This window comes from Caldibacillus sp. 210928-DFI.2.18, assembly GCF_020554505.1.
Lineage (GTDB): Bacteria > Bacillota > Bacilli > Bacillales > Caldibacillaceae > Caldifermentibacillus > Caldifermentibacillus hisashii.
Genome location: NZ_JAJCHL010000041.1, coordinates 1 through 13371, shown reverse-complemented (window position 1 = coordinate 13371; position 13371 = coordinate 1). Strand labels below are relative to the sequence as shown.

The following is a 13371-nucleotide window of genomic DNA, read 5'->3' as shown; positions in this document are numbered from 1 at the left end:
TTAAGTCTAAGTTAAATGATAGTCAAAAATTTTATTCCTTATTTTAATAATTATAAAGCTCTTAAATATACAACTCTTATTATTAACCGTATTATATCCAAGCCTTGTTAAACTAAGCATTCGTCAGTTCAGAACATTATTTCATTTTCTAAAAGAGTTTTCTCCTCCGGTTTTCTTCAAATCGATGAGCGACTTTTCTAATTATATCAGGGCTTATTTGACAATTTCAGTCTGCGAAATTTTAAAAAATATACAAAATACTTAAATTCTTTAAAAGAATCCACAACATAATTGTTCTGGATCCCATGAAAGTTTTATTCAATTTTTAACAATTGAGCATTTATTGCACAAATAATAGTACTTAACGACATGATAACTGCACCGATAGCTGGCGTTATGACAATACCAACATTGTATAAAATACCAGCTGCTAATGGTATTGCAATGATATTATAGCCTGCTGCCCATACTAAGTTTTGAAACATCTTTCTAGTAGTCGCTTTCGACAGTCTAAGAATATTTAGAATGTCACTTGGGTTACTGTTAACTAAAATAACATCAGCCGTTTCAATGGCGACATCGGTTCCTGCACCAATGGCGATTCCGACATCTGCTTCAGCTAGGGCAGGAGCGTCATTAATTCCATCACCGGTCATTGCAACCTTTTTACCGCCTTGTTTTAACTCCCTAACGTATTTCGATTTTTCGTGGGGAAGGACTTCTGCGATTACTTTAGAAATGCCTAATTGTTCACCGACATAATTTGCGACACGACTATTATCGCCAGTCATCATAACAGTTTCAATACCGCGATCATGCAGTTCCTTAATTACTTCAAAGGATGATTTTCTGATGATATCTGCTAAAGCAATCATTCCTTGTAAAACATCATCTTTTACAACAAATACGACGGTTTTTCCTTGTCCAGCTAATTTTTTATAAACCTTTTCATCAAACGATATATGATTAGCTCTCATAGCACCCGGACTTATAACAGAAACTTCGGCACCATTCACATTCGCGGTTAACCCTTTTCCCGTTAAGTTTTTAAAATCTTTTACTTCATACAATTCAAGTTTTCGCTCTTTCCCTTCCCTAACAATTCCTTTAGCAATTGGGTGGTCTGATTGGGTTTCAACCGAATAAGCCAATTTCAAAAGTTCATCTTCACTTACGCCTTTGGACGGATAGATGTCTGTTATACCGAAGTTGCCTTCTGTTAGGGTTCCTGTTTTATCAAAAACAACACGATTTACTTTATAAGCACTCTCAAAAGCTACTCGGTTACGAATTAACAATCCCTTTTTCGCTGCAATTGAAGTAGATCTGGAAGTAACTAATGGACCTGCCAAACCTAAAGCGTGTGGACAGGCAATAATCAAAACAGTTACCATTCTCTCTAAGGCAAACTCAAAATCACCAGTGGTAGCCCAATAAGCAAGCGTAATGATACCAACGACCACAGCTACATAAAACAACCATTTAGCAGCAATATCTGCATAACCTTGTGCTTTTGACTTCGTACTTTCTGCATCACTTACTAATTGAATAACCTGAGAAAGATAAGTATCATTCCCTGTTCTGCTAACGTTTATTTTTAAAACACCTGACCCATTGATTGAACCTCCAATGACCTCCATACCCGGTTTCTTTTCCACAGGAACAGATTCCCCAGTTAACATGGATTCATCGACCGTTGATTCTCCTTCGAAAATAGAACCGTCAATTGGAATCTTTTCACCTGGTTTTACTAGTATTTTATCACCGGGATGCAAATCCTCTACTGAGACATTAACGATATTACCCTTGGAATCGATTTTATGTGCTTCTTTTGGCATCAGCTTGATTAGTTCCTCTAAGGCTTTGGAAGCCCCCATGATTGATTTCATTTCAATCCAGTGTCCAAGGAGCATAATCACAATTAATGTGGCTAACTCCATAAAGAAATCACTGCCATCGATAAAGAATACAGTTAATGAACTATAGACATATGCTGTAACAATTGCTAGTGAAATTAACATCATCATACCAGGCGCGCGATTTTTCAACTCATCCCAAGCACCTTCTAAGAAAGGTTTACCTCCATAGACGAAGATGATGGTGGATAAAATAAATAATAGAGTACCTTGTCCGCTAAAATCTAGGTGATAACCAAATAGCATTTGGGTCATCTCAGATAAAAATACAATCGGGATTGCTAAAACAAGCGCAATCCAAAACCTTTTCTTAAAGTCTCCTACCATATGAGCATGGTGGCCTGCATGACCTCCATGTCCTGAATGACCATGGTCGTGTTGTTGATGGCCTCCATGTTCCATATGTTCATGGTCATGTTGCTGATGACCTTTGTGTTTCATATGTTCATGGTCGTATTGCTGATGCCCCTTATGTTCCATATGTCCATGATCGTGATGCTGTTGACCTTCATGTTCCATATGTCCATGGTCGTGATGTTGATGACCTTCATGTTTCATATGTTCATGGTCGTGTTGTTGATGATTCTTATGTTCCATATGTCCATGGTGATGTTGATGGCTTTCTTGCCCTATATGTTCATTATTATGATTTTCCTTTTGATGTTTACTGTTCTCTTTTAAATCATTGTCTTTTGTCATTAATTTTTCTCCTTTCATAAATGACACAATTTATTCAAATAGTATTATTTACATAAGGTTTGTCTTTATTCCTTAATGATCTTTAGATGTTCTAAAATAAAAATTTGTTGATCTTTATTCAATATTATAATTTCCATATGATCAGAAGTTCTCGTATTCTAACATTACCAAAAGGTTAATATATCTAGTATTCCTAATAAAATCATTAAAAACCCTGCAGCTCTTTGAACAACTAAACCAATTTTTCTGCCTTTCTTTTTAACAAACTTACCACTCAAATCAAAATACCAAATTAGGAATATGATAATTATAATTGGCATGGATGTCCCTAACGCAAAAATAGATGGGAAAGAAATACCAAAGGGACTAATGAGAGATAAAGGAATCAGATTAATAAAAAATAAGACAAACATTGTCGGACAGAATCCTAAAGAAAAACTAACTCCAAGTAGAAATGCACCTAGTTTTCCCTTGCTAGAAATTCTATCGATAAAATTTCCAAAAGAAATAAATTTATGGAGTTTTATGTATCCTGCAATTATTAATCCACTAATAATTAATATTGGACCCACCAGTTTGCGAAGCCAAGGAAAATAAAGTGTAAAGGTTGCTTTTACCTCATTCCCTAATATCCAAACAATTGCACCAAATGTTGAAAAGACAACTACTTTTCCTAATATAAAAAACAGTACTTCCCCCCAAGCTATTTGCTTTTGAATTGATTTATTACCATATAATGTTATTGCACCCAGATTCGCAGTAAATTGGCAAGGAGCCAAAGCACCTACAATACCTAGAAGAAAAGCAAATAATATTGGGATCCCCTCTGCTCCATTAAGTAAATTTAAAGCTGGTTGCATGAGAGTATTACTGATCTGATTTACAATCTCATACAATGTAATCCTACCCCTTTAAAATTAATTATTGTTATCTCATATTACATAATTGCTTTCCCATCCTTTATTTTTGTTTAGCAAAGTTAATTCTAAAATATTATATAAATTTGCAGATTCTGTGCATTTTTTGTAATTTGTTTATAATATTTCAAAAAAATATGATTACACTTGTGTAAAAAAATCACCATTTTGATAGAAATAGAGGGCAAACATTTAAATATGCACCTCTATTTCGGGTTATTACATTAAAAAGCATTGCACATTTTATTTAATTATTGATTTTATTCACTTTTTAGCGACTATGATTGTGGCAATTGTGTTCATGATGGTGGTCATGAGAGTCTTCAGAACCGCAGCCACATTGATGGTGTCCTTCTGAATGATTATGGCAACATCCACCATTGGACTCTTCCTGTCCTTTTGAATGATTATGGCAGCATTCACTATCGGACTCTTCTTGAGTTTCATTGTTTATATTAGATAAATATTTTTCTGGATTCTCTTCAAATTCTTTAAGGCAAGAAGCTGCGCAAAAATAATAATCATTACCTTTGTAATTCAAATGCAAAGTTGATTCATTGGCCTCAACTGTCATACCGCAAACTGGATCTTTTACTTTTAAATTCATTTTATTAACCTCCTAAATTCTAATACTCTAATGTAAGCCAAAAATAAATCGAGAAGTTTAAGAATTCACCACCTCCTTTTTCTAAATTAATCAAACCCCGGTAGGGTATTTTTATATTAAAAATAAATATTGTTTGAAACGAGTTTAAATGGTCGAAGGTTTGAATCGTTTTAATCGTAAAGCATTTAATAAGACTGATACTGAACTAAAACTCATAGCTGCAGCTGCAATTATTGGATTTAATAAAGGACCTCCAAATAGATACAGAATTCCCATAGCAAATGGAATACCGGCTACGTTATACGCAAATGCCCAGAAAAGGTTTTGTTTAATATTTCGAATGGTTGATTTACTTAACTCAACAGCTGAAGGAACATCCATTAAGTCACTCCTCATTAGAACGATATCAGCTGATTCTATCGCTACATCTGTACCTGAACCAATGGCAATCCCTATATCTGCTTGAGCAAGTGCCGGAGCATCGTTGATTCCATCCCCAACCATCGCAACTTTTTTACCTTCATCTTGAAGTTTTTTCACTTCATTTGCTTTATCCTCTGGTAATACTTCACTCAACACTCTATCTATCCCAACTTGTTTGGCAATTGCTTCTGCAGTCCGCTTATTATCCCCAGTAATCATTGCCACTTCGATACCCATCTTATGAAGTTTTTGGATTGCTTTCACACTGTTTTCTTTTACAGTATCTGCCACAGCAATAATACCGGCGATTTGGTTATTAATAGCAATATACATTGGTGTTTTCCCTTGACTTGCTAATTCATTTGAAGTTTCAGCAAGAAATCCTAAATCAATCTTCCGCTCATTCATTAATTTTTTATTACCTGCTAAAAGTTTTTTACCGTCAACCATGACTTCTATTCCACGACCGGGAATAGCGGTAAAGTTATTTGTATTTAATAAAGTAAGTCCCTTATCTTCTGCTCCTTTCACAATCGCCTCACCTAATGGATGTTCGGAACCTTTTTCTGCGGATGCAGTTAGTAGTAATAAATCCTCTTTAGAAATTCCTTCTGTAACAATAATATCTGTTACTTTTGGTTTTCCCTCTGTGATCGTACCTGTTTTATCAAATACAATTGTTTGAACTTTATGTGTCGTTTCTAAAGCTACACCACTTTTAATCAGGATACCATTTTCTGCACCTTTCCCAGTTCCAATCATAATGGCTGTAGGAGTAGCTAGACCAAGAGCGCAAGGACATGCAATTACTAATACCGAGATAAAAATTGTCAATGCGAATATTCCAGTTTGACCTCCAATATACCAAGCTAAACCGGAAAGTATGGCAAGTCCGATTACAATTGGTACAAAGTAACCTGAAATAATATCTGCTAATTTTGCGATAGGTGCTTTTGAACCTTGTGCATCTTCTACTAGTTTAATAATTTGAGATAATGTCGTGTCTTTTCCAACTTTTGTTGCTTTGTATTGTATCGTTCCGTTTTTATTTATACTTGCACCAATGATATTGTCGCCAACCGTTTTTTCTACTGGAATACTTTCACCCGTTAACATTGATTCATCAACGGCTGTCATTCCTTCAACAACAACACCATCAACTGGCATTTTTTCACCCGGTCTAACAATCACAATATCATCAACTGCTACTTCATCGATGGAAATTTCCGTTTCTTGCCCATTTCTAATGACTCTTGCAGTTTTAGGTGCTAACCCCATTAACTTCTTTATTGCCTCTGACGTTTTGCCTTTTGTTTTTGTTTCTAAATATTTTCCTAATGTAATAAGTGTAAGGATTACCCCCGCGGTTTCATAATATAAATCATTAGCAAAACTTGTGTCTCCTAAGAAAATCATTATGGTTGCATATATGCCATATAATAGTGCAGCACTTGTTCCAATCGCAATAAGTGCATCCATATTAGGGTGACCGCTAAATAAAGTTTTAAATCCAACTCTATATATTTTGCTATTAACAATTGTAATCGGTAATACTAAAAGTAATTGGGTAAGGGCAAACATTTCTGGATTGATCATTGGATTAATAAAATCAGGTAATGGCGCTCCAACTAAATGGCCCATTGCAATATATAGTAGTGGTATTGCAAAAATACTTGAAATCCAAAATCTATTCCATAGGGCTTTTTCTTCTTTATGTTTTGTCTCACTATTATCGTTTATCGTATCACCAATATCTTCATGTGCTTCATACCCTACTGTTTCTACAGCTTTCATTATATCAGCTACTGAAACAATTGATGGATCATACTCAATATTCATTTTTTCTGTTGCTAAGTTTACATTAGATGTGATAACACCTTCTAATTTTCTTGTTCCCTTTTCAATGGTTTGCACACATGATGCGCAAGTCATCCCTTTAATCGTAAAGATTTTTCTTTCTGTTCCTATATTCGCTTTATATCCAGCTTTCTCTACTGTTTCTTGAATATCGTTTAGAGAAACAACATTTTCATCAAATTTAATATTCATTTTTTCGGTAGCAAGATTAACGTTGGATTCCTCTACACCGGATAGCTTTTTTGTTGCCTTTTCAATGGTTTGCGCACACGACGCACAGGTCATCCCTTCTATGTTAAGTGTTTTTTCAATCATCGATGGATCCCACCTTTCAGTTTAATGGTTCAGCTTCATAACCAACTTCCTTAATTACTGCAGTTAGATGATCTAGAGTTTGGATGGTTTCATCATACTTTACTTTTGCAAGCCCCTTTTTCAAATTTACTTTTGCTTTTTCAACACCTTGTTGATTATTTAAAGCCGTTTCTATCTTATTCACACAATGGTTACAACTCATTCCTGAAATTTTCATTGTTATCTTAGTCATTTGAATCACTCCTTATTAATTTCTAACACATTTTTTGGTGATGGTTTGAACAATCATGTTTACATTTACATTGGCCGGGAACGCAATTACAGGGGATTTCATCGACAGCATCTTTTTCCTTATTTTCAATGACTCTTTTTAACAAAGCTATATCGTCATGACTTAATGTTGATTTAGAAATCATATTGGCAATTGTTTTTCCTCTGTCCCTATTACAAATATTATCGAGGAAATCATCAAGATTATTTCTTATACTTTCACCTTCACTAATTTTTGCTGAATAGATGTATCGTTTTCCTTGTTTTTTTGTTTCAAGTATTCCTTTCTTTACAAGACGTCCAATAAAAGTCTTTGTAGTTGCAGGTTTCCAATCTTTCTTTTTTTCTAATACATCAATAATATCGTTACTAGTAGCCTCATTAAGAGTCCATACAACTCGCATGACTTCCCATTCTGAATCGGTAATTTTTGAGCTTAATTCCATTATCTCACCTCTTTCGTTTACATTTGTAATCGATTGATTAATTTAAGTTTACAAATGTAAACGATGATTGTCAACTGTTTTTTACCGTTGTATATTTGAACATTTATTGAACAAGTATTTACCTCATTGGTAGATTACTCATTTTTCTTATTTTCATTAATTACTTTCTCAGTAGTTTTTGCACAGTAACCAATAAATCATTTAAAACTTTTTCGTTTTCTTCTTCTACACTTTTGTTTACACATGATTTTAGTTGTTCTTCAAGTAGAATCATTGCAACACCATTTAATGCGGCTTTACAAGCAAGAATTTGGTTAATGACATCATCACAGTATGTTTCTTTTTCAATTAATCGTTTTAATCCTCGAATTTGACCTTCGATCCGATTTAATCTTTTAAAAAGATTTTCTCTCGTTTCTTCAGGATGAATACTTTTTCGATGATATGAAGCTAAACTTAAACGATTGTTATTCAATTTGTTATTTATATCTATTTCATTCACCCTTGCGCACCACCTTAAATTTTGTGACATATTCTTCCAATGAGTAAAAAGACTCGCCCACCGATTAAATTAACTTGAAATAAATTGCCATTTTTTATTACTTATTTACTATGATTTTCATGGTCCCCATGTTGCAATTGAGGTATTTCTTGATAAGATGGCTGTTCCAAGCTATTTAAGGTATCGGGTATTGCTGACAAAACGAAAATAATTGAAATAATAGAGGATAGAAGATAGCCCCATGCAGCTGGCCGATTTATAGGCCACTTTCGTTTTGCAACAATAAGAAACCATCCTGATAACACTAATGAAAGTAACATAAATAATATTTTTATTAGAGGTGGCATCGTAAATAAACCTGCACCCAAAGTGGTAAGACCAAGAGCAATTAATAGCGTGTGTAACCAATGATGAGAGGAAGCAATAATTGCAAGTAATACAGAACCTGTAGCTTTTAATATTGCTCTTTCTTTTTTAGGACCCGGATTATGATTAAGTTTTGCCATATGTTATTAGCCTCCATTAACTTAAATTTTTAAAAATAAAGGAAAACCATAACCTACTTATAACGTCATACAATAATTAACCTGTTTAAAAAGAGTATTGGGGTTAAGTCCAGATTTTTTGAATATATATTTAAGGAAAAATTACCCTATTAGAGTAAAGTACATATCTGCAAAAACATAACCTTTAACAAATTTTTAGTTCGATAAAATAAAACCATACGATAAATAGGATTATTGCTATAACAACAATAAAATTTAAAATTCTTTTTAATTTCATCCTTACACCTCAATAATCAAACTATATTTATAAATTTATTTTCACAAAGGCTTTTGCAGATACTTCTAATAATTCATGTCTTTTTTATGAACGTTTTACAAAAGCTATTTTTGGTTATTGTTGACTCTTATGACGTTACATTGATTTTAAAACTTTCTAACCTTTCGAACTAACTCGATAATAATACGATTAGAAAAAATAAGAGGAACACTCCTGTGTCCCTCTATCTAATACCAAATTATTCATTATCTATTTGCTGAATCCTCATACTGATCCATCATTCCGCCTTCCTCATGACAGGCATTATACATTTGTTCTAATTCTTGATTTGAGAGTTCAGGATGAGCTTTTTCCATGTATGGCTTCATTTCTTCAAAACCACCTGTCTGAGCGTAAGCAAATGTCCCTGCTCCACCCAATAGAATGGCCCCTGTTAATAGACTAATTGCTAATTTCTTTTTCATTGTGATCCTCTCCTTTCATACCTCTATCATAGTATAAAAAGTTGCAGGACTTATGCAGAAAATAAGGTGAAATTGTAAAGTTTTCATCATTTCATATACTTACTAATCGGACAGACTAATAGTGGTTTTGGTAATTGAAAATGCCATTTATGACTGTCTTTTTGATATAAAAAAAGCACGAAATGGCTGATAATTAGGGTTATTGAAAAAACTCCCGTATATATAAGAGAACTCATCAAGTACTTACCTTTACTTCTAAAATCTAACACTAAAATTCCCTCTAATTATTTATCTTTTCAATGTTTTTTATTACAGGTACTAATTTTAGTTCCTTTTTATCATTAGTATAAACTTCAAATGATGTTCCAGATTCCACTTTAACTCGATTACGAATTTCCACCGGTATCCACAGGCTTCCTCTAGAACTTATAATCATCTGGTTCTCCAAACTCTCATTTAATTTCCTTTTTATATAAATTTCTCCTGAATGAGTTGAAACAATTACTTCTTGACCGGGAATTATATCATTTTTCATTCGAATCCACTTAGGTAAAATTATCGAATTATTTTTGTTTAAACTTACTTCTACATTTTCTTTTATCCATTTATTTAATAACTGCAACAAAATCAAATCCTTTACAATTTAAAATAAAATGTTTCACAATTATTGTAAATATTAAATATCCATTTTTTATGAAGAGCTTTGGTTGGAATCAAATTTTACAAGGAATTTTTCAAGTGAAAAAATCAAAAAACACGGTGACCCACAATGGAGTTACCGTGTTTAATCACTTTATTCAGTTATTTTTAAGAAGCCATTTTCCGACAAATTTCCGCACATTTAAAACATGATTCAGCACATTTTTTACAATGTTCAGCATGACTATGTTGTTCACATATTTTTCCACACGCTTCACATATTTCAGCACATAGACGGCAAATTTGTTTAGCTACCGGACTATCTGACTGCATTGCCTTTGTTGCAAATGCACAAATATCAGCACAATCCCGGTTATAGCGAATACATTCAGCCATCATTTTTACATCCTCTTCTTTTAAACATGCATCATAACATCCATTACACGCTTCCATACATTCTAAACACGCTCTAATACATTCTTCATAAGACATGGTCATCTGAATATCCTCCTTTGATTAGCGAAGTTTTAATACAGAATGTATATTTCCCTAGTCAGAACATTTTATCCAAGTATAAAATTATAGTTAAAACTAAAAACAGAATTTTAGTTCAAACTTATTTTCTATTTTAAAAGAAAAAATGTTTTTTTTGGTATTTTTAATCTTATCGGTTATACTAATACATTCGGAGTTAAACCAACTTTCACCGTTTCAATCATAGCCTAAATGCAAATATTGCAAATATGGCTGAGGATGCTTCCCTAATTCTTCCTCTCTTTAAATAATTTAAGATTGAATTTATTTTCCCCCAGATATTATTTAATCCAATAAAAACCTATTCTTCAAGTATCTTTATTTGGACTAATCATTAAGCTTCTAAAGACTGTTCCCATAAGACATGAATTGGTTTCTATTCTTAATCCTGAATGATCAATATTGTTTATGGTCTCCCTATTTATATTCGCACCCCAAAGACTTAGCGTAATAGGATTTAACAGATCCATAACCATTCCTAAAATTTTATTTTCACTTCTCATATGCTCTAACATAAAAATTTTTCCTGTAGGCTTACAAACTCGTTTTAACTCTTTTAATCCAAGTATAGGATCTGGAACAGAACAAAAAACGCATGTTGATATAATGGTATCAAAGCTATCGTCCGGAAAAGGTAAAGCTTGTATATCACCTTCAATCAAATCCACTGGAAAAGGTAATTGTAATATTGAAATCTTTTTTCTCGCATGTTGTAACATCCCTTGACTAAAATCGACTCCCGTGAGTGATTCTATATGATGCGGGTAAAAAGGTAAATTGGCACCAGTACCAATTCCTACTTCCAATACCTTTCCTGAAGTATTCGATAGTAAATCTAGCCTCCAATCCTTTTTTATCATTCGGTCCATTCCCTCATATATTCTAGAAATTCGATTATACCGACTTTTAATTCTCTCATTCGTATTCAATTATCTTCACCTTACTAACAATAATATTATTTCCTGTTCAAAGAAAATAGTTAATTTACCTGAAACTGTCCCATCATTCCTGCGTCTTCATGCTCAAGAATGTGACAGTGATACATGAAAATACCTTTATGATTTAAGGTTGCAATCACTCTAACGGTTTCACCCGGATAGACGAGTACCGTGTCTTTCCAACCTGATTCAATAGCAGATGGGGGATTATCGTTTCTTTCTAAAACTTGAAATTGAACACCATGTGCATGAAATGGGTGAGGTGTTCCTCCCATCATCCCCATTCCACTTTCATTTGATATTTCCCATATCTCTGTATCATGTAGATTTATTTGTTCATCAATTCGATCCATATCAAATTGTTTCCCATTAATATTTACGCTTGGACCCATTCCTTGAAAAACAAATGCTCTTGTTATTGCTGCGTTATCGGGGTTCATTTTCTTAATGGTAGTTAACTCTTCCGGAATGGTATATTTTTTTGGACTTTCACCTTTTACAACAAATTTCATAAATTCTGAGCCTCGATTTAATAATTGAACCGTTTCTCCCTTTTTCAAATCCGAAAAATCAACAAGAATTTCTGCTCTTTCAGCAGGGCCAAGAACGATATTATTCATTTCTGCTGGCTTCTCAAGAAACCCGCCATCACTAGCAATTTGATAAAACTTCTGATTATTATTGAGAGTTAATTCATAAACGCTTGCGTTTGAACCATTTAATAAACGAAGTCTTACCATCCCTTTTGGTACTTCCAAAAATGGATGAATAGTCCCGTTTACAAGCATTGTGTTACCCTGTAGTCCGTTCATAACATCGTGCATTCCTAATTCATACTGAAAGCTCCCATCCGAATTAAATCTTTTATCTTGAATAATCAAAGGAATATCATTCACTCCATAGTCTTTGGGAATATCTAAACGATCAGAAACTTCATCCTCAATAATGAACAATCCTGCTAATCCATTATATACCTGTCTCCCAGTTTGTTGCTCAGGATGGGGATGAAACCACAATGTAGCTGCTGGCTGTTCTATCTTGAATTCTGGAGACCAAGATTCTCCCGGTTGAATACCTGAATGTGGTCCCCCATCTTTATCACCATCTACTTCAAGACCGTGCCAGTGTATGGCTGTTATATCACCATCTAGATTATTCTTTACTTTTACGGATACCTCTTCACCTTTGTGAACCCGAATAACTGGGCCTAAATAATCGCCATTATACCCCATCGTCTTTGTCCTTTTGCCCGCAAAAAATTCCTTTGTAGAGTTTTGAGCGGTTATTTGAAACTCAGCTTTATTAGGATCAGGGTTTTCATCTTTTAATAGTGGTGGTATAGGGAGGGGGAGTTCTTTTGTTGAAATAGATTGATTATCAAAACGATCAGATGACTGATTCATTGATAAATCAGGTAATTGTCCCGGCATTTCCCGACTTTGTCCGAAAAAGAGAAAGAGTCCTCCCAATACTATTATGAATCCTGCGATTAAGATACCGAAATTTTTCCTCATTGTTTTCTCTCTCCTATACACTTTGTAATATGAATTACTTTTCTAATGTCGTACATAAAATTTACTTTTATTAAAAAAATACTAAAGGAACATCTATTTAAATGCTGATTTTAGCTCTCTAATTAGAATTGATTTAATATTATTATACGTAAAATTTGTTTTTTGTATCAAAGTCGCGATATGAAGGAGGAAAAAATCATGATGGGTTTTCCCACAAACGGTATGATGGGCAGTTATTTTTGGGGGTTTGGTCTTTTAGGATGGTTAATTAATCTACTTGTCAATGGTGCTGTTGTATATATTGCTGTTAAATTAGCTTTAAAGAACAAATAAAAACAGAAATAACCCATTAAAAAACACTTTGGAAAGGAAGCTTTATATGGATTTTCACTACACCATAACCACAAATAAAACTATTGATGAAGTATTAACAACACTTGAACAAAATTTAAAAGAAAATAAATTTGGGATCTTATGGAAACTTGATTTACCAGCAAAACTCCAAGAAAAAGGTGTCAACAGTTATACTACCCCATATTATATCCTT

General features: G+C 33.5%; 14 protein-coding genes. 1 reads left to right on the top strand and 13 read right to left on the bottom strand.

Annotated elements, in window-relative coordinates; all coding sequences use genetic code 11:
* Positions 1-314: 314 nt before the first annotated feature.
* The 13 genes from LIZ98_RS10055 to LIZ98_RS09995 all read right to left on the bottom strand — a co-directional run bounded on the left by LIZ98_RS10055 (position 315) and on the right by LIZ98_RS09995 (position 12824).
* Positions 315-2513 carry a copper-translocating P-type ATPase gene (locus LIZ98_RS10055; RefSeq protein ID WP_483298020.1) on the bottom strand — a complete coding sequence of 733 codons (2199 nt, stop codon included), beginning with the start codon at positions 2511-2513 and terminating at the stop codon, positions 315-317.
* Positions 2514-2779: 266 nt separating this feature from the next.
* On the bottom strand, positions 2780-3511 hold the full coding sequence (locus LIZ98_RS10050) for an urease accessory protein UreH domain-containing protein (protein WP_227139582.1): 732 nt from the start codon (positions 3509-3511) through the stop codon (positions 2780-2782).
* 292 nt (positions 3512-3803) lie between these two features.
* Complete coding sequence (locus tag LIZ98_RS10045) at positions 3804-4139, bottom strand: YHS domain-containing protein (protein WP_108898152.1); 336 nt, start codon at positions 4137-4139, stop codon at positions 3804-3806.
* Positions 4140-4283: 144 nt separating this feature from the next.
* The gene (locus tag LIZ98_RS10040; RefSeq protein WP_108898153.1) at positions 4284-6734 is read right to left on the bottom strand and encodes a heavy metal translocating P-type ATPase; all 2451 of its coding nucleotides are present in this window, start codon (positions 6732-6734) and stop codon (positions 4284-4286) included.
* Positions 6735-6750: 16 nt separating this feature from the next.
* A complete protein-coding gene (gene copZ, locus LIZ98_RS10035) occupies positions 6751-6966 on the bottom strand; it encodes a copper chaperone CopZ (RefSeq protein ID WP_216408806.1) in 216 nt (71 codons plus the stop codon).
* A gap of 22 nt (positions 6967-6988) precedes the next feature.
* Positions 6989-7450 (bottom strand): CopY/TcrY family copper transport repressor, encoded by a 462-nt coding sequence (locus tag LIZ98_RS10030; RefSeq protein WP_216408804.1) that lies wholly within the window; start codon positions 7448-7450, stop codon positions 6989-6991.
* 160 nt (positions 7451-7610) lie between these two features.
* Positions 7611-7952, bottom strand: coding sequence for a metal-sensing transcriptional repressor (locus LIZ98_RS10025; RefSeq protein WP_309240454.1), 342 nt, complete (start codon positions 7950-7952; stop codon positions 7611-7613).
* Between the two features lie 101 nt (positions 7953-8053).
* Positions 8054-8458 carry a hypothetical protein gene (locus LIZ98_RS10020; protein WP_227139583.1) on the bottom strand — a complete coding sequence of 135 codons (405 nt, stop codon included), beginning with the start codon at positions 8456-8458 and terminating at the stop codon, positions 8054-8056.
* 522 nt (positions 8459-8980) lie between these two features.
* The gene (locus LIZ98_RS10015) at positions 8981-9199 is read right to left on the bottom strand and encodes a hypothetical protein (protein ID WP_227092618.1); all 219 of its coding nucleotides are present in this window, start codon (positions 9197-9199) and stop codon (positions 8981-8983) included.
* A 280-nt stretch (positions 9200-9479) separates the two neighbouring features.
* Positions 9480-9821, bottom strand: a complete 342-nt coding sequence (locus LIZ98_RS10010) for a hypothetical protein (RefSeq protein WP_041844926.1) — start codon at positions 9819-9821, stop codon at positions 9480-9482.
* Between the two features lie 185 nt (positions 9822-10006).
* Entirely contained in the window at positions 10007-10336 is a 330-nt protein-coding gene (locus LIZ98_RS10005; protein ID WP_216408877.1) for a four-helix bundle copper-binding protein, read from the bottom strand.
* A gap of 344 nt (positions 10337-10680) precedes the next feature.
* A complete protein-coding gene (locus LIZ98_RS10000; protein ID WP_041844928.1) occupies positions 10681-11301 on the bottom strand; it encodes a class I SAM-dependent methyltransferase in 621 nt (206 codons plus the stop codon).
* A gap of 50 nt (positions 11302-11351) precedes the next feature.
* Complete coding sequence (locus LIZ98_RS09995; protein ID WP_227139584.1) at positions 11352-12824, bottom strand: multicopper oxidase family protein; 1473 nt, start codon at positions 12822-12824, stop codon at positions 11352-11354.
* Between the two features lie 198 nt (positions 12825-13022).
* On the opposite strand from LIZ98_RS09995, the gene LIZ98_RS17965 reads away from it, so the two are divergent.
* Positions 13023-13157 carry an SHOCT domain-containing protein gene (locus LIZ98_RS17965; RefSeq protein ID WP_255602149.1) on the top strand — a complete coding sequence of 45 codons (135 nt, stop codon included), beginning with the start codon at positions 13023-13025 and terminating at the stop codon, positions 13155-13157.
* Positions 13158-13371: the final 214 nt, after the last annotated feature.